The organism is Stappia sediminis (genome assembly GCF_009826895.1).
In the GTDB taxonomy this organism is placed as follows: domain Bacteria; phylum Pseudomonadota; class Alphaproteobacteria; order Rhizobiales; family Stappiaceae; genus Hongsoonwoonella; species Hongsoonwoonella sediminis.
This window is the reverse complement of record NZ_WUMV01000003.1, coordinates 233,171-259,324: the sequence shown is the minus strand read 5'-3', so window position 1 is coordinate 259,324 and position 26,154 is coordinate 233,171. Positions and strand designations below refer to the sequence as shown.

Below are 26,154 nucleotides of genomic sequence, written 5' to 3'. Positions count from 1 at the left end.
TACGTAAATGGACATTCTTTTTCCCGAAAGCATTTCCCCTCTCGTCGGTTCCTTCCTGATATTCGCAAGTTTCTTCACCTCGGCCCTCACGGCCGCACTCGGCCTTGGCGGCGGAGCCGCGCTCATCGCCATCATGGCGAACCTTATGCCCATTGCGGCACTCGTTCCCGTTCACGGCGCCGTCCAGATGGGCTCCAACGCCGGCCGCGCGCTCGTCCAGATCCGTCATGTCGACTGGCCGATCCTCGCCTGGTTCTCGGCAGGCGCGGTCGCGGGGGCCGCCGTCGGCGGATCGATCGCGGTGGAGCTTCCCGCTCCGGTCCTGCGGCTCGGGATCGGACTTTTCATACTCTGGATGCTCTGGGGAAAGGTTCCCGGGTTCGAAAAGGCTCCAAAACGGGTTATCGCAACGACGGGTTTCGTTGCGGCGGCGCTCAGCATGTTCTTCGGCGCTTCGGGTCCGATCGGCGGGGCCGTGCTTTCGAAGCTTGGTCTGTCGCGACACGGTTATGTGGCGACACAGGCAGTTACCGCCCTCGTCACGCATGTTCTGAAGATCGTCGCCTTCGGACTGCTCGGCTTTGTCTTCGCGCCGTGGCTCGGGCTGATCGTCGCGATGATCGCCAGCGGTTTCCTCGGAACGCTGTTTGGCAGCAGGCTCCTGACGAATATGAAAGAAGAAACGTTTCGCAAGGGCTTCAAGCTCGTTATGACGGTCCTTGCGCTCAATCTGCTATGGCGCGCCATGCTGGAAATGGCGGGTAGCTGATCCTGAATTTATGGCGAGGGCACGAATATGCTTGTCTCCCCGGAAGATATCGCGACCGCCTACCGGCGCATTCACCGGCACGTCCGCCGAACGCCGGTGATGGAATCGGGTGCAGGCTCATTCGGCCTCGACCGGTCGGTTTCGCTGAAACTGGAACTGTTTCAGCACTCGGGCTCCTTCAAGGCGCGTGGAGCCTTCAACAACCTGCTGTCGCGCGAGGTGCCGGCCGCGGGCATTGCCGCCGCATCGGGAGGCAATCACGGAGCGGCCGTCGCATATGCCGCACGTGCACTGGGCAAGCGAGCCGATATATTCGTTCCCGAGACATCCTCACCAGCAAAGATCGCCAAGATCCGCAGCTTCGGGGCGAACCTGCACATCGAAGGACAACGCTACGCGGACGCAGCGGAGGTTTGCGAACGCCACCGTGAAGAGACCGGTGCGATCGACATTCACCCCTATGACGCGGTCGAAACGATCGCCGGTCAGGGGACCGTCGCCCTGGAATGGGGCGAACAGGTGCCGGACCTCGATACCGTGCTGGTCGCCGTCGGTGGCGGCGGGCTGATCTCCGGCGTAGCCACATGGTTCGACGGCAAGGTGAAAGTGGTGGGGGTGGAGCCGGTAGGCTCATGCTCATTGCAGGCGGCATTGGATGCCGGTGGCCCCGTCGATGTCGACGTGGAGAGTGTCGCCGCCGACAGCCTTGGCTCGAAGCGATGCGGCGATATCGCCTATGCGATCTGCAAGGACAGGATCGACCGTGTCGTGCTGGTTGGCGACGATGCCATCGTCGAAGCCCAGTCGCGCCTCTGGATGGAAGCTCAAATTGCCGCCGAACCCGGCGGGGCGACAGCGCTTGCCGCGCTCTCCTCGCATGCCTATCGGCCACAGCCCGGCGAAAGGGTAGGCGTACTCGTCTGCGGGGGCAATGTAGATCCATCGACCCTCGCCGCTTGAAGCTGCAGCAAGCATTCGCGATTTCAATCGCGAGTGTGGTATCAGGCTGAAATCATTATCATAATCGCTACGTAAACCATATATTAAATTTTAGAAAAATCGAAAGTTACGCAGCGGCTTAATGCATTACCATGGGTTCGGCAAAAGTATTGGGATAGCCGGCCATGAAGACTCTTGCAAATGCGGTTGCGCACAAGATACAGGCAGATTTCCAAACCCCGCCGATGACCGACCTTACGGCCCGGGCTTTCATGAGCGCGCGCGTGGCCTCCAAACTTGCCCGCGAGCGCCTTTCTCCACCCGAAGCCGTGATTTTCGAGCGCTACAGGCAGGCATACGAGAACCGCCGCGTCCTCGACCTTGGCGTCGGCTCGGGCCGCACGACCGGGCCGCTTGTGAATTACGCCCGGGACTATCTCGGCACGGATATATCGCCGCAGATGCTCGCCCACGCCATGAAACGCCATCCGTCAGCGCGCTTCATGGTCTCGGATCTCCGCGAACTCGGACAACTCGACGAACCTCCGTTCGATTTCATCCTGATCGCCTACAACACCATCGACGTGCTGACGCACGACGACCGGATATCCTTCCTGCGCGCCGTCCGTGATCGCCTTTGCCCTGGCGGGCGCTTCGTCTTTTCCACGCACAACCGCGCCTGGACGAAGGCGGGCATGCCGCCGCAACTGCCCCGCAAGACCTCCCGCGTCGGCTGGCCACGCTACGGCTGGCGCTTCCTGAAGGCGATGAGGGCGCTCAACAACCACCATCGGCTGGCGCAATTCCAGCGTTCTGAGGACGACTACGCGATCGTCACCGGGTCCATTCACCGCAGCGGCCTCGTCTATTGCATAGACCGCGAAGCTCAGGAACGTCAGCTCGCATCGTCAGGCTTCAAGGTGGAATCCGCCTACGCTATCGACGGCAGGGAGCTACACGCCGGCGACCTCGCTCCCGACAGCTACAACCTGCATTTCGTCTGCTCCGTAGCGTAATTGTCTTACAATCTTGCCAAGAGGCCTGAGAGCCTTTAGCAGAACGGGTCGAACACCAACAGTCCCGAACGCGGAAAGACGACCCATGGCGACCCACAAGCTCCTGCTCCTGCCCGGCGACGGCATCGGCCCGGAAATCATGGCCGAGGTCAAGAAAGTCATTGCGTGGCTGAACGCCCGCGGCGGCGACACCTTCGAGACCGAGGAGGACCTCGTCGGCGGCGCGGCCTACGACGCCCACGGCAAGGCGATCTCCGAAGAAGCCATGCAAAAGGCTCTTGCGGCGGACGCGGTGATCTTCGGCGCGGTCGGCGGTCCGAAGTGGGACGGCGTCGATTACGAAGTGAGACCCGAAGCCGGCCTGCTGCGCCTGCGCAAGGATCTCGAGCTTTTCGCAAACCTGCGCCCGGCAATCTGTTATCCGGCACTTGCCGATGCGTCGTCGCTGAAACACGACGTCATCGAGGGCCTCGATATCCTTATCCTGCGCGAGCTGACCGGCGGCGTCTATTTCGGCGAGCCGAAGGAAATCACCGATCTCGGCAACGGACAGAAGCGCGGCGTCGACACCCAGGTCTACGACACCTACGAGATCGAGCGCATCGCGAAAATGGCTTTCGAACTGGCACGCACCCGCCGCAACAAGGTCACCTCGATGGAAAAGCGCAACGTCATGAAGACCGGCGTGCTCTGGCACGAGGTCGTCGATGACGTACACAAGCGCGGTTACGAGGACGTCGAACTTGAGCACATGCTGGCGGATGCCGGCGGCATGCAGCTCGTGCGCTGGCCGAAGCAGTTCGACGTCATCGTCACCGACAATCTCTTCGGGGACATGCTGTCGGACGTCGCGGCGATGCTGACGGGTTCGCTCGGAATGCTGCCGTCGGCCTCGCTCGGCGCGCCTGACGGAAAGACCGGCAAGCGAAAGGCGCTCTACGAACCGGTGCATGGTTCGGCGCCGGATATCGCCGGTACCGGCGCGGCCAACCCGATCGCCATGATCGCATCCTTCGGCATGGCGCTTCGCTACTCCTTCGAGATGGTCGAGGAAGCCGACCTCGTGGACAGGGCGATCGCCGCCACCCTCGAAAAGGGCCTGCGCACGCGCGATCTCGCCGGGCAGGGCGACGCGGTGGTCAGCACGGCCGAGATGGGTGATGCCATCGTCGCCGAACTCGAAAACTTAAGCGCCTGACCCAGATAACAGCATGAGCGGAGCCCCGGTTTGCGCCGGGGCTTCTTGCGTTATGGGTAATGCGAGCAAGGCATCCATGTCCGACACAGTTGAAAAGATCGCACCGTTCCTCGGCACCTGGCTGCTGGATCATGACGAGAGCGAGTTCGACCAGAGCGCGCCACCGCAATCCGCATCCTGCCGTATCGAAGAGGAGTTCGGCCTCATCCGCATCCTGATGACCGTCGTGGAAGCGGATGGCGAGAAGATGGAAGCCGAAATTTCCGGCGTGCCCGGCGGGCCGGAAACGCGAATGAGCGAGAGCGGACTGATCGACCGTCTGTCGCTTTATTTCGAAGGCGAGCGGACCCTGACCTCGGAAGGGAAACGAAAAGGCGTGACGCTCATGAAAGCGCGCAGGACCCTCTCCGACGACGGCAGCACTCTTGAGATTGACCAGACCGTGGAAGTTCCCGGCCAAGGCAGAATTTCGAATTCCGCGGTCTACAGGCGGGCGCAATAAGGAGACACCGTCGGGGAAACGCGGGCTGGTCCGATTTGACGACTTGATTGGCCGGATCAATACCGACACTCTTGCGGCAAGGTTCACCATTCCGCTTCGGAGTTTCAATGACACACGTCGAAATCAAGCCACTGGGTCCCGACGATGCGCTGGCGCTGGCGCCGCTGATCGCCGAATACGCGCAGGCACAAAGGCGCGGAGCGCCACGGCGGCCCGACCAGTACTACGCGGAGCGGATCCTGAACGATCCGACGGCGAAAATGATCGGCGCCTTCGACGGTCCGCTGGCCGTCGGCTTCGCGATCTATTTCGACCTGCCGGAAATCATCACCGGACTGAGGATCGGGCAACTCGACGAGATCTACGTAACCCCCGACGAACGACGCAAGGGCATCGCCCGCAGGATGATCGAAGCGCTCGTCACGGAAGGGCAAAGCCGCGGGTGGCTGGAACTGCGCTGGATCGTACCCGGCAGGAACGAGCCCGCGGTCACGCTCTACGACAAGATCGCCGAACCGGCCGGCTGGAAGGGCTACATCATCCCGATCGATCGGCTGGCGCTGCAGCAGGCGGGCATGTAGGAGGCCTACTTCAGAAAGCCGGCGGCACCTTTCCAAGGGGAATAAGACCGACACGGGCGGCGCCCCGATCGAATGTGACCGTCACTTTCGAGGCTTCCGCCCCATTGATCTCCGTTTTCGCGCCAAAGCCCTGAACGGCACCTTGCAAGCTTTGCGGAATGTTGGACCCTTCCGGAAAGACGGGGCGAAGGACCTCGGCAAGACGGTTCACTCCCGCCACGGCAAGCTCAAGCGTCCCGTTCAAAAAGCCGTCGTCGTCAAGCCCGAGCGAACCGCTGCCGGAGAGTGCCGTATCTCCGCTTCTTACTTTCAGATCCGTAATTCCGATGCCGTCCGGCGCCCGGAGCAAATTGGCCGGCGGTTCCGATAAACGCCCGGCAAGAAGGGACGCCGCGTGGGGCAGATGTATCAGCACATCCGCATCCACGGGCGCGATTCCCTCGCCCGCAACTATTTGCGACAGACGCAGGGCCACATCGACGCCCGACGCGGTATCGGACGCCCGGCGGACGTGCAGCTGTCCGGATTGCGAACGGATTTTCAAAGGCGTGCCGTCCGCCAAAACCGGATTCGACACCGCGATTTCAGGCGCTTCGAAGACGGTATCGGCCCGTGTGAGTGCATCCCCTTCGATGCGCACGCTCGCTCTGGCCGTATCCCAGCCTGCCGACAATGACACGCCCGGGATGTTGTCTCCGGCCGCGCTGGCCGAGGCTTCAAGCGGCGCATCCGCCTCGAAAATCAGATGGCGTGGATTATACGCAAGCACCGCCGCCCTGAGGCCGGCAAGGTTCGCCCGCGCCCCGCCTGCACTGCCCACCTGGAGTGGCGCGCAAGAAAGCTCGAAGCGGAAAGGAAAGCCGCCGACCGACTGATTTGCGCAGGCGAATTCGCCCCCGCTCGCGCTTGCCGCCTTCCTGGAGTTTGCAAGCACATCGACGATCGCGCCACGCGCGACCGCCCAATAGGTCGTCCACGCGCCGACAACGACGGCCACAAGGAGACCCAGAAGAATATAGCCCCGGCGGGACGGCTTGCGGGGAAGGCTTTTTTCGGACATGGGCGCTTCGCGGCCTTTCGTGGCATCGACGCTTTCACAACATCTTTCCCCGCGAAGAAGCATGGAGGGCGGCGGGATGCAAGCGGGAGGTTGCCCGCCGTTATATCGTCGACGTGAACGGGCTGGCCCATTGCACGAACCGCCCACCCTTGCTACCTCCCAACCACCTGAAGCTCGGCGTCATGATATCGGGAAATGCGAATGCGGGATCTATGGGTCTTCGGTTACGGATCGCTGATGTGGCGGCCCGGATTTTCCTATGAAGAAGCCGTTCCGGCGCTGCTGCATGGCGCGCACAGATCGCTTTGCGTCTACTCCTGGGTGCATCGCGGCACACGAGAGCGGCCGGGCCTCGTGCTCGGGCTCGACCGGGGCGGGGCCTGCAAGGGCATGGCGTTTCGCGTTGCCGCCAGGAACCGGGACGATGTGATCGCTTACTTGCGCGAACGCGAGCAGGTGACCATGATCTACAAGGAGGCGACCCGCGCGCTGAGGCTGGAGGATGGCTTCGCCACGCGCACGCAAGCGCTGACATTTCTCGTCGATCGAGAGCACGACCAATATGCCGGCGTGTTGCCGCGCGAGAATCTGCTGCACGTGGTGAAGGAGGCGCAAGGCCAGTCAGGCGCGAACCCGGAGTACGTGATCAATACGGCCAACCACCTGGACGAACTCGGCATTCACGATCCGGTACTTTCGTGGCTTGCGCGGGAATTGTCGGCGCCCGCGACAAATGGCCGGGATGATGGCAATGGCCCCCAGGCTCAGCCGTAGGCTTTCAGGAGATCGTCCAGCGCAGCCTTCCTGCCGGATTTGCCGCTGGCGAGAAGGTGAACATATGCGCGCGCATCGGCAAGCTTGCTGTTGAAGGATCTTCCGCCTCGACGCTTGCCGTCGCGATCGATCTCGCCGATCCAGGGATTGCCGTTTCTGGCCGTTGCATCCGCATGCGTTTCGATCACGAGTACGGCGTTGCGATAATCCTCGATCGTCTCCACCGGCACCGAGGAGAACAGATATCGCCGCCCCGAAGCGCCATAGAAATAGCGATAGCGGTCTCCAAGGCCGAGCATTCGCGCCACCTGCGGCGCCTCGTCCCTTTCTTCGCTTGTCGACAGTTCCAAGGCTTGTTCGCTCATCCCGTTCACCGAAGCTCGTCGCTCCTCGAAGATGGCCATGATGCGGGCCGGAGGGTCTTTCAGGTCAAGATCCCGACTATAGAACAAAACAGGAACAACCGCCAACGATTAACACGTCTTGCCGTTCGATCCCAGTTCATGTGGCGGCTTTTTCCGCCGATTCAAGAGGCTGCGGCATCGTGAACATGACCCGCCGACGGAACCTTTCCCCGCTCTTCCCACCTTTCGGCGACCCGTTCGAGCACCGGCAGATCCGGGTTGGCTTCGGCGGCCTCCTCTATCAGACGGTCGGAGACGGTTTCGATATCGCGAACCAGGGTTTCGGAAAATACGGCCGGGGAAAGCCCAGGCTCGATCGCCGGGAGGATTTCGAAAACGACCTTTCCCGGAAATCGCAAAAAGCCGCGCCGCGGCCAGAAGAGCCCGGTATTGAGAGCAACGGGAAGCACCTTGCAGCCCAGTTCCTTGTAGAGATGCACGACGCCGTATTTGTACTGCGGCTCCGCGCCTGCCGGCCTGCGCGTTCCTTCCGGAAATATGAGGATCTGACGCCCTTCGTCGATCGCTTCGCGCGCATGGCGCGTCATGGAGGCGAGCGCTTTCGATTTCTTGCCCCGGTCCACCGGTATCTGCTTCATGCGGGCGGTGTACCAGCCGAAGATCGGGATATAGCGGAGTTCGCGCTTGAGGATGAACGTCGGGTCGCGAAACAAGGGCACGAGGGCGAAGGTCTCCAGGGCCGACTGATGTTTGGCCGCGACGATGAAGCCGCCCTCGGGGATATTCTCGCGCCCGCGCACTTCCACCTCGATGCCGGCGATCCACCGCAGCGCGGCGATATTCAGCCGTGCCCAGAAGGGCACGACATGCCAGCTCCACCGGCGCGGCAACAGCAGCACGGGCAGCCAGACGACCATCAGCACCAAAGTGAAAAGATAGAAGGCGGCGTTGAAAAGAAGCGAACGCAGAGCAAGCATCAGGCGGTCCGGAATCGAGCGCGATCAGTCGGAGGCAAGGGACGCCGCTGCGGTCGTGCCAAGGTCGAACCGCGCCTCCGTGCGAAACCTGGCGACCATATACTTCACATATTCGCGCAATAGAAGCCGGGTCGTCGCCCCGTCGACATACCAATGGCTGACATCTAGGTCGTCGCGCACCACCGGATAGGGCACGAGCGTTATGTCAGGCATCGCCGCCTGAAGCTCCAGAAGCGATCGCGGCATGTGGTAGGAGCTGGTCACCACCAACAGTTCCGAAAAGCCTTCGCGGTGCGCCCATTTCGCCGTTTCGCGCGCGTTGTCGGTGGTGTTCAACGCCTTGCGGTCCAGATCGACGCAGCATTCGAACAGCTTCATGTCGCTGTCCGTCGTACGTACGATCTGCTCGCGCGTCGTCTGCGGATGGACACCGCTTATCAAAAGGCGTTTTGCCTCGCTCGCCTTGAATAGATGCAGTGCCTGGGTGATCCGGTCGCTGCCGCCGGTGAGGACCACAATTCCGTCGCTCGAAAGAACCGCGGGCGGCGATACTTCCGAAACCATGGAGGCGAAGCGAAAGAAACTTCCTGCAACAAGGCCGGCGCCCAGAAAAACAGCCAGTGTCAAGAACACCATCGCAGATCTCAGCAAGCCGGATGCGCGCCGCTTACCGCGCGCAAGCGGAACACTTGCACGCGCGTCATCCGCCGAACCAACATCGATCTGGTGGTTCGCCGGCACGGAAGTGGCACCCTGTTCGGCCATGCCTTCTGCGCTGTTCCTTTTCATAAGCATCTGATGTTGACCGACAATGCTACGTGATTCGGGCTTAAAAACGGCATCAAACCATCAGGATCGGGACCTTAGTCAAGCTGAGCGAGATGCATGTGTACAGAGTAACGTGATGTGACCGCAGTCAAGACAGTCACGAGAAATACCACGGCGAGGATACCGAGATAACCGGCCGGCCCGACCGACAGACCTCCGAAAAGCACCGTTGCCTGCTCCACGCCCGGCAGTCCCGAAGTCCGGTCGGACAAAACATCCAGCCCGATGAAAATAACACAGGCGATCGCACCTCCGATCATCCCGCCTCTTAGTCCCAAAAGCAAGAAATGGCGCTGAAACTCGCGGGCAATGAAACTTTCCTCCGCGCCGACGAAGTGCAAAACCTCCACAACCTCGCGATTGCCGGACATTGCCGCGCGCGTGGCGAAAACGACCGAAAGCACCATCGACCACAAAACGAGAACAAGTATCGCAAAGCCCGCGATCACCACGGCGTTCGCCATCGAGGCAAGCCGGCCCGTCCAGGCGGAATGATCATCGAGACTTCCGCCCGCGATCTCCCGTGAAACCGCTTGCCTCAGCGCGGCGAGATCCAGCGTATCGGGATCCTCGACCGAAACCTTGATCAGGCGCGGCACGGGCAGGGCATCCAGCTCCAGACCTTCGCCCAGCCATGGCCTGAGCAGATCCCTCGTCTCGGCGTCGGAAAGAGCGTGCACGGTGCCGACTCCCTGAAACTCCTGCACCAGCGCGATCGCCTTGTCGATTTCGCGCAGCATGTCGACGCCGTCCGCGGGACGTATCTGGATGGTCAGCTCGCGGGAAATTTCATTTGCCCAGTCGTCGGCAGCCTCCCGCACGATCGCCACGGATCCAACGGTGATGCAGGCCAGAAAACTCATGATGGCGACCACAAGCGTCAGCGCACGCCCGGCAACGGCCTGAGGCGGCACGATGGCCGCGGGAGGACGCAAGCCCCCTCTGCGGCGCCCGGCACCGGGCGAACCCGCCGACACCGGCGGACGCGGGGCTTTCGCTCCCTTTCGCGACCGCGCGGCATTCGCCTTCTTCGCCCGGCCTTCCGGCTGGACGGCCGAGCTTTCCTTTTCGGCCCGCAGCGGTTCTTCGGCCTTAGTCATGGATCGAAAGCCGCCCTTCGTTCAAGATCATGCGCCGTGCGTCGACCTGTTCCATCAGCGCAAGATCATGCGTCGCGATGACGACAGATGTTCCGAGCCGGTTAAGCTCGATGAATAGGCGCAGGAGCCGGCGCGCCAGAGGAGGATCGACGTTGCCCGTCGGCTCGTCGGCGAGCAGAAGCTCGGGCCGCGTGATCAGCGCCCGCGCGATTGCCGCGCGCTGCTTCTCACCGCCCGACAACACAGGCGGAAGCACGTGCATGCGCTCTCCAAGACCCACCCACTTCAATAGCTCTATCACGTCCGAGCGATAATCGCTTTCCTCCTGGCCAAGAACGCGCAATGGCAGGGCCACGTTTTCATAAGTCGTCATATGGTCGAGCAGGCGGAAGTCCTGAAAGACGATACCAATTCGGCGCCTCAGGCCCGGAAGCTCCGATTTGGAAACGGCCGAAGTATCCCTTCCGAATGCGTTCACGATGCCGCGGGTCGGCTTCATCGAGAGGAAGAGAAGGCGCATGAGCGACGTCTTGCCCGCACCGGACGGCCCGGTCAGGAACTGAAAAGACTGCGGCTCGATATTGAATGTCAGGTCGCGCAGGACCTCGGAGCCCATTCCGTACCGCAGTCCGACGTTTTCGAAGCGAATCACTGTGCGTCCTCATTAAGATTTTCGTAACCTAGAGGTGGCGCGTTAACACTTCATTAATGATATGAAGGCGTCATGGCTTTGGGAATCCTCGTCCCGGGGCCGAATCGGTCTACCTCGCCCGAACGAATGGCAAATCTTCGGTTTGCCGTCTGTTAACGGCCGAAAGGGCATGGTGGGCGAAAGGCCCCGTTACATCCGGCCCTTGTGCGAACGTGGGACGAACGAACTGGAATACAATATGCGATCGGCATTCCGACTTCCGGATCGCGCCCGGATCCGAGACGACCGATCCAGCCAAAGAGGATCGGGTCTTCCGCGATGAAGATCATTTGCCCAAACTGCTCGACCGCTTATGACATCGAGCCCGAGTCGCTCGGCGAGTCGGGGCGCCAGGTGAAATGCACAAGGTGCGAAAACCGGTGGCACGCATCGCCGGACGACGATCCGGTCGAGATCCTCGAACCCGACCAAGACGCTGAGCCGGATGAAGGCGTGGATGCCGTCTCCGGCGAAAGTTTCGCCGAAGCGGATTTCGAGGTTGACGAGACCGCGCCGGATGATGCGCCTCCGCCTGCGACCGGCACCGACATCCAGGAAACGGTCGCCAAAGCCTACGGCAGCGAAGCGGCGAAGAAACCTGCGGACATCGAAAGCCAGGCCAGAAAACCCAAGGTAAAGGTCAAGCGCAGGGAAAAGAGACCGCGCGAGCGGCGCGCATTTTCGAACGTCAAGTCGGCGGCAAAGAAGCTGAAGGTTCAGCGTATTGCCGGGACGTTTCTCTTCGTAATGGCGCTCGCGGTTGCGGCACTTTCGGTTCAGTTCCGGGCGGAAATCGTCTCCCGCGTACCGGACCTCGCCAGCCTCTATCAACTGGCGGGGATGGAGGTTAACCTCAGGGGGCTTGCGTTCCGCGACCTCAGGACTTTCCGCGAACTCGAGGACGGGTCCGTGGTGTTGGTGGTCGAGGGGACGATAGAGAATCCGACCCGCAAGCCGGCCTATGTTCCTGCGGTTAGGCTTGCGCTGCGCAGTGAAGACGCCCAGGAAATCTACGCATGGATTGTCGAGCCGCGGATCAGGCAGCTTGAAGGGGGCAAGACCACACGGTTCCGGACCCGGCTTTCCACGCCGCCGGAACTTGCCGCGGACATTCAGGTCCGCTTCACCGAGCGAAAGAACAGGCAGGCAAAGCTCTGATGACGAGAGCGCCGAATATCGAAGTTCTATACGACGAGGCCGAGATCTCCCGGCGGGTAGAGGCGATTGCCCGCGAGATTGCCGATTCCGAACCGGTGAACCTGCTGGTCGTCGCGGTCTTAAAGGGGAGCTTCATCTTCGCGGCCGATCTGGCGCGCGCCATGCACGATGTCGGGCTGGCGCCGGAAATGGAATTCATCCATCTGTCCAGCTACGGGGCGGGCACGGAATCATCGGGCAACGTCAGGATCCTGCGCGACGTCGAAAGCAACGTTTCCGGGCGCGACGTGATACTCGTCGATGACATTCTGGAAAGCGGGCGAACGCTGGCCTACGCAAAGAAGCTTCTGATGGAACGCGGTGCCAGGTCGGTCAGGGTCGCCGCGCTTCTGGACAAGCCTCACCGCCGCATAGCCGCCATTGATGCCGACTATCTGGGATTTTCCTGCCCGGATCGATTCGTCGTCGGCTACGGGATGGACATGGGGCACAAATGGCGACAGTTGCCGTTTATCGGCCATGTGGTGGTCGAGGATGACGACGGCGAAACGCCGGTGAAATCGAATACGGGGACGTGAAATGGCGCGCATTCTTCTGGCAGAGGACGATGAAGCGGTCCGCAGCTTCGTGAAGCGGGCGCTGGAACTCGACAGGCACACCGTGGTTGCCGCCGAAGACGGCGCCGCCGCCGCGGAGGTTCTCAACGACGACGACAACGGCTTCGACCTGATGTTGTCCGACATAAAAATGCCCGTGATGGACGGGATTGCGCTGGCTCTGGTCGCCGCGCGCGACAAGCCCGACATGCCGATCCTCCTGATGACCGGGTTCGCCGATCAGCGGGAACGGGCTAGCGGCCTGGACGGTCTTGTGCACGATGTGGTGACGAAGCCTTTCTCACTCGCGGAAATCCGGCAGGCAGTCACCGATGCGATCGTCGGCGTCAACCGTGACGAACGGAGACTGATGGCATAGCGCTTCCAGCCACCTGGCGAATATAAAAAGGGCCTTCCCGGTACGGAAGGCCCTTTTCATTTATCCGGTTCCGATCGTTTTCACTGCCGCTCGAGAAGCCTTTCCAGATACTCCAGTTCGAAAGGCGGGCGGGACGGGTCGGAAAAGCGGCGGCGCAACTCTTCGAGGATACGACGGGCGCGCTGGACGTCGATTTCATCGGGAACGCGAACGCGGTCACCGAAATCAGGCCCCTCGGTGCGGCGCGGGCGGCCCAGCGGGTCCTCGTCCAGCGGGCTGCGGCCACGCGCGAGACCGCGCCCCGGTCCCTGGCCCTGATCGCCCATCATCTGCTCCAGCATGCCTTGCGCGCCCTGGCGCAGCGCCTCCAGCGCATTACCCTGTTCGCCGACGGCATTTCCCGTTTCACCCCGGCCGAGCTCTTCGCCCGCGTTACCCATGGATTCGCCGGCCTGGCCGAGCTGGTCGTTCGGCTGCATTCCGTTCTGCTGGAGGGATTCCATGAGCTGCTGGAGCTGTTCGGCAAGATCGCCCTGTCCCTGCTGCAATTGCCTGAGGGCTTCGGCAAGCTCCTCAGGGGTCATGGGCCGTCCATCCTGCCCCTGTTGACCGCGCTGGCCCCTTTGGCCTTGCTGTCCCTGCTGGCCTTGTTGACCCTGCTGACCTTGCTGGTTCTGGTCGAAACGGTGGGTCTGATCCATCAGTTCCTGCTGACGCTGGATGATCCGGCCGAGCTCGTTCAGCGCCTCCATCATTTCCTGGTTCATGCCTTGCGGCATGTTCTGCGGGCGCCCGGCCTGAAGGTTTTCCATCATCTGCTGCATCTGCGACAGAAGCTCGCGCGCGGCATCGCGGGAGCCGGAGCGCGCGAGTTCCTCGATCCGGTCCAGCATCTCGTCAAGATCCTGCGGCCGTAGCGACTGGAGGTCCTGGTCGAACTGCTGCAGCGCGTTGGGGTTTTGACGCAGCTGCTGGGCGAGCGACTGGAAATAATCGTTCATCGCCTGGCGCAGCTCTTCAGTCAGACGTGCGATTTCCTCGTCAGTGGCGCCTTCTTCAAGGGCGCGCCTTAGAGCTTCTTGCGCATCCCTGAGGCGGCGCTCCGCAACCGAGAGATCGCCATCTTCGATCGTCACGGCAACTTCCCAAAGCAGGTTCAAAACCTCCTTCAGCTCCTCATCCGTCCTGGCCTTCACCAGCTCGCGATAAGCGAACCGCGTGCCGAGGTAGTGCTGCGGTTCGTCGAAAAACCGGTCGGGTGCGATCAACAGCGCGTCGAGCGCATCGATCGCCCGAAGCTGCGAATTCGCATCGAGCGCCAGTTCGCGGCGCTGCTCGACGATCGCCCGTGCGAGAGGCTTTGCAAAACGGCGCTGCGGCAGCGTGAACCGGTAGGGGTCGGAATAGCCTTCCTGCCCGGCCTGATCGCGGACACTCATCACCAGTTCCACTTCGGATCCCGCCCACGGATGGGATGTCAGATCCTGAAATGTCTCACCCGTTCCCGACCTGCGGTCGCCCGTGGGAAGGGCGAGAGGAAACTCCGGAGCTTCGGCAAGCGGGCGCGGATCGTCAGAACGCCTGCGTTCCGGCCGCGCGACCGGACGGATCCTGGCTGCGGCGGATACGACGCCATAGTCGTCCTTGACGCGATAGGTGAACTTCAGGCTTCCGCTGAACTGTTCCTCGGGATCGTCGAGAAGGCTGATTTCCGGTTCCCGGTCTGGTTCTACCGAAAATGCCCATTGCAGCACCGGCGTTCCGCCATCGCTGATCTGGACGCTCCCGTCTTCCTCAATCAGCGAACGCCGGTCGACGGGCCGCGACGGATCGGCGATATCTACAGCTTCCACCGGTTCGATCGGCTGCGCTTCGCCTCCGGTCTTGATGAAATTCACGGAAACCTGGTCGCTTCCCTGAGAACGGATCACGAGTTCGCTGCCTTCGGGAACGCGTATGGCCGATGCCGGGTCGCGAAGTTCCGCCGTTGCACCGGTCAGGAAGATCGGCGGTCTTTCGGTGTAAACAGGCGGCGTCACCCATGCATCGATACGCGTCGCGACGCCCGCCGCGTCGGCTTCTGCCGGAAACAGATCGAACAGGCGCGACCACCGGTCTTCGCCGCTCGAAACGAAACCGACCACAAGGAGCATGCCGGCAAGCGTCCTGAGCCCATACGGGTCGGCCCGAAAGGCGTGCGGACGCGGCCAGCCGGCCTTGAGCGAATTGAGCGTTGCCGCCATGCGGCGGCGATGCGCCTCCCATAGCGCCTGCGATTGCGCATCGCCACGGCCTCCGGCCAATTCGTCCTCGACCGCCTTGACGGGACGATGACGAACGCCGGATTCCGTCTCGACGCGATGCAGCGCACGGTCCCGGCTCGGCCAGCGCACTTCGCGCAATGGAAGCACGGCCCACACGAATGCAGCGGCAATCAGAGCGAGCGCGATCACCCTCAACCACACCGGCAGGACGAGCCATAGCCCCGTCCAGGACAAGCCCACATAAAGACCGGCGACGACGAGAACCGGCACGAGAAGAGGCCAGAGCCCCTCCCAGAAGAGAGCGAACCTGCTTTGAAGGATCAGCCGTGATAGCTTGCTTTCATAGGCGCGGGCCAAGCCCGAGCCGGCTGGCTTCACGTTCAGTGAGGGGTCGGCTCCGGCCTCTTGCTTATCGGTCACGCCGCTCTCCGTATCATCCTGGAGCGCTTGTCCTGAAAGCGAGGTCGCTTTCGTGACAGGAAATCGCCCCAGTTTCGATATCTTGAGCATATCCTTATCGCGAAATCCGATCCGGATTTCGCGGGATATGCTTCAGGATCAGGCCGGACCGGCCCTCATCCGCTGAATGACAATAGGGTGGGGCATCTCTATGGCTTCGGCAAGGCGCACCATGCGCCCGGCCTCACATTTTGGAGAGCCAGCCGGGAATGCGGTCGAGGTCGATCAGGTCCTGATGGGTCGGGCGGGGGCGGATGATGGCGAATTCGCTATTCTTTACCAGCACTTCCGGCACGAGCGGGCGGGAATTATAGGTCGAGGCCTGAACCGCGCCATATGCACCGGCGGAAAAGACGGCCAGAAGATCGCCCGCCTCCACATCCGGCATTTCGCGGTCGAGTGCCAGATAATCCCCCGTTTCGCAGACGGGACCCACCACATCGGCGGTGATCCTGGGCCGGTCCAGCTTGTCGAGTGCGACGGGGCGAACCTCATGATGCGCGTCATAGAGCGTGGGGCGAACGAGATCGTTCATGGCCGCATCGACGATCACGAAAGTCTTGGCAGCCCCCTTTTTCACATAGATCACGCGGGTAACGAGAATTCCCGCATTCCCGGCGATCAGCCGGCCCGGCTCGAATATGATCCGGCAATCGAGGCGCTCAACGTGCTTGCGCACGACATCGGCATAGGCATCCGGATGGGGCGGCGGCTCGTTGTTGTCGCGATAGGGAATGCCGAGACCGCCGCCAAGGTCGATATGCTCGATCTCGTGTCCGTCGGCGCGAAGCTGTCCGATCAACTCGCCGAGCCTCGAAAACGCCGCATCGAAGGGTTCCAGATCGGTAATCTGCGAACCGATATGCATGTCTATGCCATTGACCTCTATGCCGGGCAGCCCGGCGGCTTCCGCATAGACTTCGCGCGCCCTTTGCCAGGGAATGCCGAATTTGTTCTCCGCCTTTCCGGTGGAGATCTTGGCATGCGTACGCGCATCCACATCCGGATTGATGCGGAGCGAAATCCGCGCGGTCTTGCCCTTCTGGCTCGCGATTTCCGAAAGCTTCAAAAGTTCAGGCTCGCTTTCCACATTGAAGCAGAGGATGTCCTCGTCGAGCGCGTGGGCGAGCTCTTCCGGCGTCTTGCCGACGCCCGAAAACATGATCCTGTCTCCGGGCACACCGGCGGCGCGCGCGCGGCGCAACTCGCCTTCGGAAACCACGTCCATTCCGGCACCGAGGCGGGCGAGCGTGGTCAGCACCGCCTGGTTGGAATTCGCCTTCATCGCGTAACAGACAAGGGTGGGAATGCCCTTGAATGCTTCGGAAAAGACTTTGAAATGCCGTGTCAGCGTCGCCGTCGAATAGCAATAGAACGGCGTGCCGACGGCTTCCGCCATTTCCGGTATCGATACGTCCTCTGCATGGAGAACGTCGTTTTTATAGGCGAAGTGGTGCACGCGCGTCGTCCTGATCTGTCGTCAGCCGGCAGACTTGGCGAAAATCCTCAGGCTCTGCCGGAACCTATGCGTTCTAGATGATGGGGTCGAGAATGAATGGCCTGTCCGGTTTTAGCGGTGCTTCCGGCGCCGCTTGATCCGCGGTTGCCGGATCGGCCGCGACAGCCGGTGCCGGGCTCGGACGCTCGAGCGAGCCGCGCCGTCCGCAACCGGCCAGCGTCAGCGAGCCGAGAGCCGCCAAGAGAACCAATAGCTTGAGTGCTTTCGTCACCGAATTCCACCCCCGGAACAAACCCGCTTCAGGCTGACCGCATCAAAAAATGGCAGAGCATCCTGTCTGCATTGATTTCCTTGCACGTTCGGCAGCCGGGCCGCAACCCTCTTGACCATAAAGTCAGGCCTTGTCAGCTTCGCGGGCAAGCGCCTTAAGCCAGCGCCTTGCCTGCTTGCGCACGTTGACCGGCGACGTGCCGCCGTAACTCGTCCGGCTTCTCACGGATTTGTCGACCGAAAGCACCGAGTAGACGTCGTTGGTGATGCGACCGTCCACCGCCTGCATGTCCGCAAGCGAAATCCGGTGCAGGTCGATACCTTTTTCCGCGGCGGTCGCAACGATGCGGCCCGTAACGTGATGCGCCTCGCGAAACGGCATGCCGACCACGCGCACGAGCCAGTCGGCCAGATCCGTGGCCGTGGAATATCCCGAGCCGGCGGCCTTTTTCATCGCCTTTTCGTTTGCTTCCAGGTCGCGGACCATGCCCGTCATTGCGGCAAGCGCAAGCGAAAGGCTCGACAACGCGTCGAAAGCCTGTTCCTTGTCTTCCTGCATGTCCTTGGAATAGGCGAGCGGAAGGCCTTTCATCATGACAAGAAGCCCGGTCAGCCCGCCGTAGATGCGGCCCGACTTGGCGCGCACCAGCTCGGCGGCATCCGGGTTCTTCTTCTGCGGCATGATGGAGGAACCGGTCGAAAACTTGTCCGACAGGCGAATGAAGGCGAACTGGGCGGAACACCAGATCACGATTTCTTCCGCCAGCCGCGAAAGGTGCATCGCTGCGATCGACGCATTCGACACCGCCTCGATCACAAAATCGCGATCGGAGACCGCATCGAGCGAATTCGCCGTCGGCCGATCGAATCCGAGCGCCTTCGCGGTCATCTCCCTGTCGATCGGGAAGGACGTGCCCGCAAGTGCTGCCGAGCCCAGCGGGCATTCGTTCATCCGCTTCCTCGCATCGCGCATACGCGAGCGGTCGCGGGCGAACATCTCCACATAGGCCATCAGGTGATGGCCGAAGGTCACTGGCTGCGCCGTCTGCAGGTGGGTGAAGCCGGGCATGACCGTCCCGGAATATTCCTCCGCGCGTGTTGCCAGCGCGGTCAGAAGGTCGGTCAACTGCTCGTCGAACGTATCGAGCGTGTCGCGCACCCAGATGCGAAAATCGGTCGCAACCTGATCGTTGCGCGAGCGCGCGGTGTGAAGCCGCCCTGCCGCCGGACCGATAAGGTCGGAAAGGCGAGCTTCCACGTTCATGTGGATGTCCTCAAGCGCCCGCGAGAAGGCAAATTCGCCTTTCTCGATCTCCAACAAGATCGCATCGAGACCTTCCGCGATCTTGTCCGCGTCGTCCTTCGACACGATATTGCCTTCAGCCAGCATGCGCACATGGGCTTTCGATCCGGCAATATCCTGCCGGTAGAGCTTGCGATCGTAATCGATGGAGGCATTTATCTCCTCCATGATGGCGTCGGGCCCCTCGGCGAAACGGCCGCCCCACATGCGGTTGCTCATGAACGTGTCCTTCGGGATAGGATAAGACGGAAAGACGATGACGGACGTGACGAAAACCCGCTCCCGCCGATTTATGACAATTGCCGTACTCGGCGTGACCGGATTGGCCGCGATCTCAAGCGCGGTATACGTGATCGGTGGGGTAAATGGCAATGTTTTGCCGGGGAGCGGAGCCTGCCAGGCGGCCCTTTCGGCAGGCGAGGCCGGCAAGGCGGCCGCCGCGGGGGAAGTTGCCGCCTTCCTTCCCGCGAAACAGCCGCTCAGCGTCGCCGATCTCTCGTTTCAGGATGCGGACGGCACCACTCACAAGATCGCAGACTTCAAGGACAAGACGCTTCTCCTCAATCTCTGGGCGACCTGGTGTGCGCCCTGCCGGAAGGAAATGCCCGCCCTCGACCGGCTGCAGGCCGAACGCGGCGGCGAGGATTTCGCCGTCCTGGCCATCAATGTCGATCGCGGCCCGCTCGACAAGCCGAAGAAATTTCTCGAGGACATCGGCACGGAATCCCTCAAGCTTTATGCCGACAACACGATGGGCATTTTCAACGAGTTGCGCACGCGCGGGCGTGCCGCCGGCCTTCCCACGACCATGCTGATCGACGGTAAAGGCTGCGAGATCGGCTCCATGTACGGGCCGGCGGAATGGGCATCGGACGATGCGAAATCGCTCATCGACGCGGTGGTAAAAGCACAGGACAAGCCCGCATGACCACGCGGGACAACGCGCAAACGTGATCGGGTTTGATATGCGAAACCGAGCCGTTGCCGTGCAAAAGAGCGGGAATCTACCTTTCCGAGATGCGAGGCTCCGGTGAAACTGCGCGACGCTCCCCCGCTCGAAACCCTCTGCTGGTTGAATTCCAGAAGCGATATCACGCTCGAACAACTCAGAGGCAAGGTCGTCATGATCGAGGCCTTCCAGATGCTTTGTCCTGGCTGCGTCTCGCATGGCCTTCCCCAAGCCATGCGCGTTGCCGAAACCTTCAGCCCGGACGATGTCGTCGTGCTTGGGCTGCACACCGTCTTCGAACATCACGAAGCACAGGGGACGCGCGCGGCTCTTGAAGCTTTCCTGCATGAATACCGGGTGAAATTTCCGGTCGGCATCGATCAGCCTTCGGGAAAAGGCGGCGCACCGAGGACGATGACCGCCTACCGGATGCAGGGAACGCCGACACAGATCCTGATCGACCGGCAGGGAAAGCTGCGCAAGCAGCATTTCGGCGCGGAGGACGACCTTGCGCTCGGCGCACAGATCATGTCTCTCCTGCGCGAGGGCGATATCGAAGCCGCCCACGCTGCCGGGAAAACGAACACGCAAGGTGAAAATTGCGACGAGAACGGCTGCCGGCTCGAGCCCTGAGGGATCGCGTTTCGGCTAAGCCGTGACGTCCACCACGCCACCGAGGCCGGGTGCGGGCGCGCTCGGCGTCGCGGTTTCCAACGCCTGGCTCGCCTGCTCGACGAGCGTTGCGATATTCGCGGCTTGCTGCTGATCCTGCTTGACGAATTCCGCGGCAAGCACATTCCGGGTTTGGGCAGCTGAAGCAACGGCGGAAATCGAGGAAACGCTGGACATAAAACACTCCTGATTTTGCAGGCAAGTTTACAACTTCCAGTAAATACGGCGTTAATTGCCCTTCAGTGCCCGGCGAAGCACCTTGCCGCTGGCGGTGCGCGGCAGGGCATCGACAAAACGATAGACCTTCGGGCGCTTGTATTCGGCAAGCCTTGCGGCCGCGAATTCGCCAAGCGCGCTTTCGTCACGGGCCGCCCCTTCGCGCAGCACGATAAAAGCCGTGACAAGCGAAATCCCGTTCCCGGCCGGTACGTCGGTCACCGCCACCTCGGCCACGTCGGGATGCGCCGACAAGGCAAGCTCCACTTCCTGCGGCGCGACACGGTAGCCAAAGGCGTTCATCACATCGTCGGACCGGCCGCCGTACCAGACGTAGCCATCCTCATCGATGCGGGCGAGATCGCCGGTGAGGAACCAGTCGCCACGGAAAACGGAGGCAGTGTCATCCGGCCGTCGCCAGTAGCCGAGCATCAGGCCGGGGTCGCTTCCGTGGACCGCAAGCAGGCCCGTTTCGCCGGCTTTTAGCGGCTGCCTGTCATCGGTTTGGGAAGAAAGAATGGCGATCTTTCGCCCGGCTTGCGCCTTGCCCGGACTTCCCGGCTTCGTCGGCGTGTCCGGCCCGGAGGAGATGTAGGTGGAGATCTCGCTCATGCCGAGCGCTTCGTAAAGCTGCCGGCCCGTGTGCCTGACCCAATCTTCGTGCAGGGCCGGCGACAGCGCCTCTCCGGCGGTCAGCCCATGGCGAAGCGCGGGAAAGGAGCCTTTCGAGACGTCCGCATATTTCAGGATCCTGCGGTAGAGGCTCGGCACGGCGGCAAAGAGCGTTGCCTTGGCCGCTTCCATCAACTGCGGCCAGACGTGCGGGTCGCGCGGGCCGTCGTAAACGACGCTTGTCGCGCCATTCGCCCAAGGGTCCATCAGCCCGACGCCGAGCGTATAGGTCCAGTTGAAGGCGCCCGCATGCAGCAGCCTGTCGGCGGGTGAAATACCGTACCACCCAGCATACATCGGCCGCCGGCCGATCGCCGAGCGCTGTGCGTGCAGAACGCCTTTCGGGCTGCCGCTCGTACCCGATGTATAGACGAGAAAGGCCGGATCGTCGTCCGCCGTTTCCGCGAACTGGCCCGGATCCGGGCTTTTCAGGCGCGAAAGCTCATCCGCATCGATCACCGTCCTCCCCTCGAGGTCCGCGGGGAGGCTGACCGTGCCGTCATGCACGATCAGCGCGGCATCGGAGTCCTGCAATATCCTGTCGCATTCCTCCGCCGTCAGCATTCCGGACGTGGGAATCGGCACCAGCCCCGCGGCAATCGCCCCGAAGAAGACGATCGGAAAATCGCTGGTGTGCCCCATGCGCAGAAGCACCCGCTCGCCTTGCGCGAACCCAAGCCCTGCAAGGCTCCCGGCGACACGCAGGATCGCATCCTGCATTTCGGCATAGGTCCAGCTTTCCTTGACCGCGCCCCCGGGTCCGAGCACGACGAGCGCCTCCGCGTTCAGGTCGGGATCTGCGTTGGTCAGGCAATAGCGGGCAAGGTTCATCAGGCGTGCATCCGTTTTCCGTCAACGAATGACATACCTTGGCGTTAGGCAAGAAAAAACCCTCCGCGCCACGGGCGGAGGGTTTCCGGATAGCCAAAACGTTTTGATTTCAGCGCGTGGGAACCGGCGTCTCGCCGCGATAATCGTAAAAACCGCGCTGCGTCTTGCGGCCGAGCCAGCCCGCCTCGACGTATTTCACGAGCAGCGGGCAGGGCCGGTATTTGGAGTCGGCCAGGCCTTCGTAAAGAACCTGCATGATCGACAGGCACGTATCGAGTCCGATGAAATCGGCGAGCTGCAGCGGCCCCATCGGGTGGTTCGCGCCAAGCCTCATCGCCGTATCGATCGCCTCGACGGACCCCACGCCCTCATACAGGGTGTAGATCGCCTCGTTGATCATCGGCAACAGGATGCGGTTGACCATGAAGGCGGGGAAGTCTTCCGAAACCGCCGTGGTCTTGCCGAGCCTCCGGGTGAACTCCTTCGCCAGTTCGAAGGTTTCGTCTTCCGTGGCGATGCCGCGCACCAGCTCGATCAGCTCCATCAGCGGCACGGGATTCATGAAGTGAATGCCGATGAACCGCTCCGGACGATCCGTGGAGGCGGCGAGCCGGGTTATGGAGATCGACGAAGTGTTGGTTGCAAGGATCGCCTCGGGCTTCAGCAGCGGGCAAAGCTGGGCAAAGATCTTGCGTTTGACCTGCTCGTTTTCCACCGCCGATTCGATCACGAGGTCGACATCGGCCAGCTGATCCATGCTGTCGGCGGCCTTGATGCGCTCCAGCGCCGCGACGCGCTCTTCTTCCTTTATGATCTCTTTGCTGACCTGCCTGGTCAGATTGCCATTGATCGTGGCAAGGCCGGACTGGATCCGATCCGTGGAAATGTCGTTGAGCGCCACATCATAGCCGGCAAGCGCACAGACATGAGCAATTCCGTTGCCCATCTGACCGGCGCCTATCACGCCGACTTTCTTGATTTCCAACACCATTTTTCGACCCGGCTATTTGTTATGGCGTCTTCCCGGGCGCAAATGCCCGGGCGCGCCTGTTTCAGCGTGGCGTTATTCATCGCAACTTCGCTGCACGTCCGCAAGAACTTCGGCAAAGTTTTTGCACTGCGGTACAGAAATATCGCAAAAGAAAGGCCCGCCAAGGGGGCGGGCCTTCACCAATTCGCGAATTCAGGTTGAATTCCGGCTTTCAGCCCTTCGCCTTTTCCACTTCCGCCTTGAATTCCGGCAGCACGTCGAAGAGGTCGGCGACCAGGCCGTAATCGGCCACCTGGAAGATCGGGGCTTCCTCGTCCTTGTTGATCGCAACGATCACCTTGGAATCCTTCATGCCGGCCAGATGCTGGATCGCACCGGATATACCGCAGGCTATATAGAGGTCCGGCGCAACGACCTTGCCGGTCTGGCCGACCTGCCAGTCGTTCGGCGCGTAACCCGCGTCGACGGCTGCGCGCGAAGCACCGACGGCTGCCCCCAGCGCGTCCGCCACCGGCAGGATGACTTCCTGGAATTGCTCCTTGGAGCCCAGCGCGCGGCCCCCGGAAATGATCACCTTTGCCGAAGTCAGCTCCGGACGGTCGGATTCCTGCAGTTTCTCGCCAATAAAGCTCGAAAGGTCGGAGGAAACGGCGGCAACTTCCTCGATCGCGGCCGATCCGCCCACCTCGGCGGCGGGAAAGGAAGCGGTCCGAACGGTCACGACCTTCTTGGGATCGATCGATTTGACGGTCTGGATGGCGTTGCCCGCGTAGATCGGACGCTCGAAGGTCTCCGCGTCCACGACTGCGGTGATGTCCGACACCTGCATGACATCGAGAAGAGCGGCGACGCGCGGCATGATGTTCTTGCCGTTCGCGGTCGCCGGCGCCACGAAGGCGTCGTAGCCGTCGGCCAACGAGACAATGAGATCCGCCGTCGCTTCGGCAAGCTGATGGCCGAGGCCATCGCCGTCCGCCACGAGCACCTTGGCGACCCCGGAGAGCTTGGCCGCCTCTTCGGCGGCGCCCTTGCAGTCCTTGCCGGCAACGAGAATGTGCACGTCCGCGCCAAGCGCGGCGGCGGCAGTCAGCGCCTTCGCGGTGGCGTCGTTCAACTCGGCGCCGGAATGTTCGGCAACAAGAAGCGTGGTCATATCAAAATTCCTCCTTCTTGCCGCTTAAAGCACGCCGGCTTCGTTCTTGAGCTTTTCGACGAGCTCGGCGACGGAAGCGACCTTGATGCCGGCCTCGCGTGCCGGCGGCTCCTTCGTCGTGACGACCTCGAGACGCGGCGAAACATCGACGCCGTAATCGTCCGGCGACTTTTCGTCGATCGGCTTCTTCTTGGCTTTCATGATGTTCGGCAGCGATGCGTAGCGCGGCTCGTTGAGGCGCAGATCCGTGGTCACGACCGCGGGCATCTTCAGTTGCACGGTTTGCAGGCCGCCGTCGACCTCGCGCGTGACATCGACCGTGCCTTCGCCAAGGTCGATCTCATTGGCGAAAGTGCCCTGCGCCCAGCCAAGCAGGGCGGCCAGCATCTGTCCGGTCTGGTTGCAGTCGTCGTCGATCGCCTGCTTGCCGAGGATCACGAGACCCGGCTCTTCCTCGCCGACGATGCCCTTAAGGATCTTGGCGACCGCCAGAGGCTCTGTGGTGCCTTCGGTCTTGACGAGGATGCCGCGGTCCGCGCCCATCGCAAGGCCGGTGCGCAGCGTTTCCTGCGCCTGCTGCGGGCCGACGGACACAAGCACCACTTCGCTTGCCTTTCCGGCTTCCTTCAGCCGGATCGCTTCTTCGACCGCGATTTCGTCGAAGGGATTCATCGACATCTTGACGTTGGCGAGATCCACGCCCGACCCGTCGGCCTTGACGCGCACCTTGACGTTGTAGTCGATCACCCGCTTCACGGGTACGAGGATCTTCATGGCGCTCTTGCACCTCCCGCTCGCACAGGGTTCCTCACCTGCGCATGACATGGTGGCCGCCGGAGATATCCGGCATCTGGAAACGGCAGATTTCCGCTTATTCCGTCGATCGGGCGGCGACCGTACTGACGCTATCGTCAGGTGTCAACGCCGCCCTAGGGTCTGTTGAGTATCAGGTTTCGGGCGTGGCGTGTGATGGATTTCGGAACTGAACAGGCGAAGAGACCGCACTGGTGTATTCCACCACAGGGGCTCTTCAACGCATTCAGGGCCGAAATCCACCGCGTCCCAAAGGGATATGGCGAAAATCGCCCAGCTTGGCGTCGCAGAACCTTGAAAGGGAACAGCCCTTCCGGCAGCCCTGCTCCTGAAGCTGAACGATTTTCGCTCATACCACGTTCCAAACCCTGATATTCAACAGACCCTGGGTCCACCTCTGTCGCAATTGCGACCCTGGACCCATTTGACGGCGACAAAACGGCGCGAAAGCCTCCGCCGTTCCCCTCATGCAGCGCGATCGAACAGCGGCACTCCCGGCCTTTTGAGGATGACGACAAGCACGGCGCCCGCGACGAAACCCGCCACATGCGCCCACCAGGCAACGCCTTCCTCCGCGGAGCCGACCGCCATGGCGACCTGATACCCGATCCAGGCGACCAGCGCCCAGCTTGCGGGAATCCGCAAGGGTATTCTTCCCAGCGCCAGCACCCAAAGCCTGACGCGCGGATGAAGAATGAGATAGGCGCCCACAATCCCGGCGACCGCACCCGATGCGCCGACGATCGGAACTGTGGAAACGGGGTCGAGCGCGGCTTGGGCAAAGCCGGCCACCGCGGCGCAGGCGAGGTAGAAGAACAGGAACTTCACATGGCCCATGGCATCCTCGACATTGTCGCCGAACACCCACAGGAAAATCATGTTGCCGGCCAGATGCATCCAGCTGCCATGCAGGAAGGCGTAGGTGACCATCGAGGCGGCTTCCGGCACCAGTACAAGCTCGGGCGAAAGTTCGCGGAGGTCGAAAAAGACGGCCGGCACGAGGCCCAGCGACATGACGGAGGCGGCCAGCGCGTCTTCGGAAAGTCCGCCGCCCTGAATGAGCACGAAAACGGCGAGGTTAACCGCGATCAGCCCCCATGTGACATATTGTCGCCTGACATGAATGAGGGGATTGTGATCGTGCAGCGGAATGAACATCGCCCCCACCC

At 61.9% G+C, this 26,154-nt stretch carries 28 protein-coding genes; 12 read left to right on the top strand and 16 right to left on the bottom strand.

Features of this window, described 5'->3' with window-relative positions; all coding sequences use genetic code 11:
• Positions 1 to 7: 7 nt before the first annotated feature.
• The 6 genes from GR183_RS08120 (at position 8) to GR183_RS08095 (ending at position 5,005) form a co-directional block, all read left to right on the top strand.
• Complete coding sequence (locus GR183_RS08120; protein WP_160775113.1) at positions 8 to 769, top strand: sulfite exporter TauE/SafE family protein; 762 nt, start codon at positions 8 to 10, stop codon at positions 767 to 769.
• Positions 770 to 796: 27 nt separating this feature from the next.
• A complete protein-coding gene (locus GR183_RS08115; RefSeq protein ID WP_160775112.1) occupies positions 797 to 1,729 on the top strand; it encodes a threonine/serine dehydratase in 933 nt (310 codons plus the stop codon).
• 164 nt (positions 1,730 to 1,893) lie between these two features.
• Complete coding sequence (locus GR183_RS08110) at positions 1,894 to 2,724, top strand: class I SAM-dependent methyltransferase (RefSeq protein ID WP_160775111.1); 831 nt, start codon at positions 1,894 to 1,896, stop codon at positions 2,722 to 2,724.
• Between the two features lie 85 nt (positions 2,725 to 2,809).
• Positions 2,810 to 3,922, top strand: coding sequence for a 3-isopropylmalate dehydrogenase (leuB, locus tag GR183_RS08105; RefSeq protein ID WP_160775110.1), 1,113 nt, complete (start codon positions 2,810 to 2,812; stop codon positions 3,920 to 3,922).
• A gap of 76 nt (positions 3,923 to 3,998) precedes the next feature.
• Positions 3,999 to 4,424, top strand: a complete 426-nt coding sequence (locus tag GR183_RS08100) for a hypothetical protein (protein ID WP_160775109.1) — start codon at positions 3,999 to 4,001, stop codon at positions 4,422 to 4,424.
• Positions 4,425 to 4,531: 107 nt separating this feature from the next.
• On the top strand, positions 4,532 to 5,005 hold the full coding sequence (locus GR183_RS08095; protein ID WP_160775108.1) for a GNAT family N-acetyltransferase: 474 nt from the start codon (positions 4,532 to 4,534) through the stop codon (positions 5,003 to 5,005).
• 10 nt (positions 5,006 to 5,015) lie between these two features.
• Here the strand turns inward: GR183_RS08095 and GR183_RS08090 are convergent, their stop codons facing one another.
• Positions 5,016 to 6,065 carry a DUF2125 domain-containing protein gene (locus GR183_RS08090; RefSeq protein WP_160775107.1) on the bottom strand — a complete coding sequence of 350 codons (1,050 nt, stop codon included), beginning with the start codon at positions 6,063 to 6,065 and terminating at the stop codon, positions 5,016 to 5,018.
• A 201-nt stretch (positions 6,066 to 6,266) separates the two neighbouring features.
• Between GR183_RS08090 and GR183_RS08085 the strand changes: the two genes are divergently transcribed.
• Positions 6,267 to 6,839 (top strand): gamma-glutamylcyclotransferase, encoded by a 573-nt coding sequence (locus GR183_RS08085; RefSeq protein ID WP_160775106.1) that lies wholly within the window; start codon positions 6,267 to 6,269, stop codon positions 6,837 to 6,839.
• Here GR183_RS08085 and GR183_RS08080 read toward each other — a convergent pair.
• The 5 genes from GR183_RS08080 to ftsE form a co-directional block, all read right to left on the bottom strand.
• Positions 6,830 to 7,204, bottom strand: coding sequence for a hypothetical protein (locus GR183_RS08080; RefSeq protein WP_160775105.1), 375 nt, complete (start codon positions 7,202 to 7,204; stop codon positions 6,830 to 6,832). The genes GR183_RS08085 and GR183_RS08080 overlap by 10 nt on opposite strands.
• A 161-nt stretch (positions 7,205 to 7,365) precedes the next feature.
• Positions 7,366 to 8,184 carry a lysophospholipid acyltransferase family protein gene (locus GR183_RS08075; RefSeq protein ID WP_160775771.1) on the bottom strand — a complete coding sequence of 273 codons (819 nt, stop codon included), beginning with the start codon at positions 8,182 to 8,184 and terminating at the stop codon, positions 7,366 to 7,368.
• 21 nt (positions 8,185 to 8,205) lie between these two features.
• Positions 8,206 to 8,946, bottom strand: coding sequence for a YdcF family protein (locus GR183_RS08070; protein WP_202395915.1), 741 nt, complete (start codon positions 8,944 to 8,946; stop codon positions 8,206 to 8,208).
• 98 nt (positions 8,947 to 9,044) lie between these two features.
• Complete coding sequence (locus GR183_RS08065; protein ID WP_208999791.1) at positions 9,045 to 10,109, bottom strand: cell division protein FtsX; 1,065 nt, start codon at positions 10,107 to 10,109, stop codon at positions 9,045 to 9,047.
• Positions 10,102 to 10,761 carry a cell division ATP-binding protein FtsE gene (gene ftsE, locus GR183_RS08060; RefSeq protein ID WP_160775104.1) on the bottom strand — a complete coding sequence of 220 codons (660 nt, stop codon included), beginning with the start codon at positions 10,759 to 10,761 and terminating at the stop codon, positions 10,102 to 10,104. The genes GR183_RS08065 and ftsE overlap by 8 nt, the downstream gene beginning before the upstream one ends.
• A gap of 318 nt (positions 10,762 to 11,079) precedes the next feature.
• Between ftsE and GR183_RS08055 the strand changes: the two genes are divergently transcribed.
• The 3 genes from GR183_RS08055 to GR183_RS08045 are packed head-to-tail and all read left to right on the top strand — an operon-like array spanning position 11,080 to position 12,933.
• Complete coding sequence (locus GR183_RS08055) at positions 11,080 to 11,958, top strand: zinc-ribbon domain-containing protein (protein ID WP_160775103.1); 879 nt, start codon at positions 11,080 to 11,082, stop codon at positions 11,956 to 11,958.
• Positions 11,958 to 12,536, top strand: a complete 579-nt coding sequence (hpt, locus tag GR183_RS08050) for a hypoxanthine phosphoribosyltransferase (RefSeq protein WP_160775102.1) — start codon at positions 11,958 to 11,960, stop codon at positions 12,534 to 12,536. The genes GR183_RS08055 and hpt overlap by 1 nt, the downstream gene beginning before the upstream one ends.
• Position 12,537: 1 nt before the next feature.
• Positions 12,538 to 12,933: a response regulator gene (locus tag GR183_RS08045; RefSeq protein WP_160775101.1), complete on the top strand. Its 396-nt coding sequence runs from the start codon at positions 12,538 to 12,540 to the stop codon at positions 12,931 to 12,933.
• 80 nt (positions 12,934 to 13,013) lie between these two features.
• Here the strand turns inward: GR183_RS08045 and GR183_RS08040 are convergent, their stop codons facing one another.
• The 4 genes from GR183_RS08040 to argH all read right to left on the bottom strand — a co-directional run bounded on the left by GR183_RS08040 (position 13,014) and on the right by argH (position 18,907).
• The gene (locus GR183_RS08040; protein ID WP_208999790.1) at positions 13,014 to 15,617 is read right to left on the bottom strand and encodes a TIGR02302 family protein; all 2,604 of its coding nucleotides are present in this window, start codon (positions 15,615 to 15,617) and stop codon (positions 13,014 to 13,016) included.
• Between the two features lie 223 nt (positions 15,618 to 15,840).
• On the bottom strand, positions 15,841 to 17,115 hold the full coding sequence (gene lysA / locus GR183_RS08035; protein WP_160775099.1) for a diaminopimelate decarboxylase: 1,275 nt from the start codon (positions 17,113 to 17,115) through the stop codon (positions 15,841 to 15,843).
• Between the two features lie 73 nt (positions 17,116 to 17,188).
• Positions 17,189 to 17,386: an LPS translocon maturation chaperone LptM gene (gene lptM / locus GR183_RS08030; RefSeq protein WP_160775098.1), complete on the bottom strand. Its 198-nt coding sequence runs from the start codon at positions 17,384 to 17,386 to the stop codon at positions 17,189 to 17,191.
• A gap of 123 nt (positions 17,387 to 17,509) precedes the next feature.
• On the bottom strand, positions 17,510 to 18,907 hold the full coding sequence (gene argH / locus GR183_RS08025) for an argininosuccinate lyase (protein ID WP_160775097.1): 1,398 nt from the start codon (positions 18,905 to 18,907) through the stop codon (positions 17,510 to 17,512).
• A 37-nt stretch (positions 18,908 to 18,944) separates the two neighbouring features.
• On the opposite strand from argH, the gene tlpA reads away from it, so the two are divergent.
• On the top strand, positions 18,945 to 19,616 hold the full coding sequence (gene tlpA / locus GR183_RS08020) for a thiol:disulfide interchange protein TlpA (protein ID WP_160775096.1): 672 nt from the start codon (positions 18,945 to 18,947) through the stop codon (positions 19,614 to 19,616).
• A 102-nt stretch (positions 19,617 to 19,718) separates the two neighbouring features.
• Positions 19,719 to 20,270 carry a redoxin domain-containing protein gene (locus tag GR183_RS08015; protein ID WP_160775095.1) on the top strand — a complete coding sequence of 184 codons (552 nt, stop codon included), beginning with the start codon at positions 19,719 to 19,721 and terminating at the stop codon, positions 20,268 to 20,270.
• A gap of 15 nt (positions 20,271 to 20,285) precedes the next feature.
• On the opposite strand, the gene GR183_RS08010 is transcribed toward GR183_RS08015, so the two are convergent.
• From GR183_RS08010 to GR183_RS07985, 6 genes are all read right to left on the bottom strand, one after another.
• On the bottom strand, positions 20,286 to 20,486 hold the full coding sequence (locus GR183_RS08010; RefSeq protein ID WP_160775094.1) for a hypothetical protein: 201 nt from the start codon (positions 20,484 to 20,486) through the stop codon (positions 20,286 to 20,288).
• Positions 20,487 to 20,537: 51 nt separating this feature from the next.
• Positions 20,538 to 22,028: a class I adenylate-forming enzyme family protein gene (locus GR183_RS08005; RefSeq protein WP_160775093.1), complete on the bottom strand. Its 1,491-nt coding sequence runs from the start codon at positions 22,026 to 22,028 to the stop codon at positions 20,538 to 20,540.
• A 109-nt stretch (positions 22,029 to 22,137) separates the two neighbouring features.
• Positions 22,138 to 23,019: a 3-hydroxybutyryl-CoA dehydrogenase gene (locus GR183_RS08000; protein ID WP_160775092.1), complete on the bottom strand. Its 882-nt coding sequence runs from the start codon at positions 23,017 to 23,019 to the stop codon at positions 22,138 to 22,140.
• Between the two features lie 211 nt (positions 23,020 to 23,230).
• Positions 23,231 to 24,172, bottom strand: a complete 942-nt coding sequence (locus GR183_RS07995) for an electron transfer flavoprotein subunit alpha/FixB family protein (RefSeq protein WP_160775091.1) — start codon at positions 24,170 to 24,172, stop codon at positions 23,231 to 23,233.
• A 24-nt stretch (positions 24,173 to 24,196) separates the two neighbouring features.
• Positions 24,197 to 24,946: an electron transfer flavoprotein subunit beta/FixA family protein gene (locus tag GR183_RS07990; protein ID WP_160775090.1), complete on the bottom strand. Its 750-nt coding sequence runs from the start codon at positions 24,944 to 24,946 to the stop codon at positions 24,197 to 24,199.
• A gap of 504 nt (positions 24,947 to 25,450) precedes the next feature.
• Positions 25,451 to 26,143, bottom strand: coding sequence for a rhomboid family intramembrane serine protease (locus GR183_RS07985; protein WP_160775089.1), 693 nt, complete (start codon positions 26,141 to 26,143; stop codon positions 25,451 to 25,453).
• Positions 26,144 to 26,154: the final 11 nt, after the last annotated feature.

Bases quoted from the DNA above. Each gene is read 5' to 3' on its own strand.
- GR183_RS08120 (WP_160775113.1), top strand. From the start codon at position 8: ATGGACATTCTTTTTCCCGAAAGCATTTCCCCTCTCGTCGGTTCCTTC.
- GR183_RS08115 (WP_160775112.1), top strand. From the start codon at position 797: ATGCTTGTCTCCCCGGAAGATATCGCGACCGCCTACCGGCGCATTCAC.
- GR183_RS08110 (WP_160775111.1), top strand. From the start codon at position 1,894: ATGAAGACTCTTGCAAATGCGGTTGCGCACAAGATACAGGCAGATTTC.
- leuB (WP_160775110.1), top strand. From the start codon at position 2,810: ATGGCGACCCACAAGCTCCTGCTCCTGCCCGGCGACGGCATCGGCCCG.
- GR183_RS08100 (WP_160775109.1), top strand. From the start codon at position 3,999: ATGTCCGACACAGTTGAAAAGATCGCACCGTTCCTCGGCACCTGGCTG.
- GR183_RS08095 (WP_160775108.1), top strand. From the start codon at position 4,532: ATGACACACGTCGAAATCAAGCCACTGGGTCCCGACGATGCGCTGGCG.
- GR183_RS08090 (WP_160775107.1), bottom strand. From the start codon at position 6,065: ATGTCCGAAAAAAGCCTTCCCCGCAAGCCGTCCCGCCGGGGCTATATT.
- GR183_RS08085 (WP_160775106.1), top strand. From the start codon at position 6,267: ATGCGGGATCTATGGGTCTTCGGTTACGGATCGCTGATGTGGCGGCCC.
- GR183_RS08080 (WP_160775105.1), bottom strand. From the start codon at position 7,204: ATGAGCGAACAAGCCTTGGAACTGTCGACAAGCGAAGAAAGGGACGAG.
- GR183_RS08070 (WP_202395915.1), bottom strand. From the start codon at position 8,946: ATGGCCGAACAGGGTGCCACTTCCGTGCCGGCGAACCACCAGATCGAT.
- GR183_RS08065 (WP_208999791.1), bottom strand. From the start codon at position 10,109: ATGACTAAGGCCGAAGAACCGCTGCGGGCCGAAAAGGAAAGCTCGGCC.
- GR183_RS08055 (WP_160775103.1), top strand. From the start codon at position 11,080: ATGAAGATCATTTGCCCAAACTGCTCGACCGCTTATGACATCGAGCCC.
- hpt (WP_160775102.1), top strand. From the start codon at position 11,958: ATGACGAGAGCGCCGAATATCGAAGTTCTATACGACGAGGCCGAGATC.
- GR183_RS08045 (WP_160775101.1), top strand. From the start codon at position 12,538: ATGGCGCGCATTCTTCTGGCAGAGGACGATGAAGCGGTCCGCAGCTTC.
- argH (WP_160775097.1), bottom strand. From the start codon at position 18,907: ATGAGCAACCGCATGTGGGGCGGCCGTTTCGCCGAGGGGCCCGACGCC.
- tlpA (WP_160775096.1), top strand. From the start codon at position 18,945: ATGACGGACGTGACGAAAACCCGCTCCCGCCGATTTATGACAATTGCC.
- GR183_RS08010 (WP_160775094.1), bottom strand. From the start codon at position 20,486: ATGTCCAGCGTTTCCTCGATTTCCGCCGTTGCTTCAGCTGCCCAAACC.
- GR183_RS08005 (WP_160775093.1), bottom strand. From the start codon at position 22,028: ATGAACCTTGCCCGCTATTGCCTGACCAACGCAGATCCCGACCTGAAC.
- GR183_RS08000 (WP_160775092.1), bottom strand. From the start codon at position 23,019: ATGGTGTTGGAAATCAAGAAAGTCGGCGTGATAGGCGCCGGTCAGATG.
- GR183_RS07995 (WP_160775091.1), bottom strand. From the start codon at position 24,172: ATGACCACGCTTCTTGTTGCCGAACATTCCGGCGCCGAGTTGAACGAC.
- GR183_RS07990 (WP_160775090.1), bottom strand. From the start codon at position 24,946: ATGAAGATCCTCGTACCCGTGAAGCGGGTGATCGACTACAACGTCAAG.
- GR183_RS07985 (WP_160775089.1), bottom strand. From the start codon at position 26,143: ATGTTCATTCCGCTGCACGATCACAATCCCCTCATTCATGTCAGGCGA.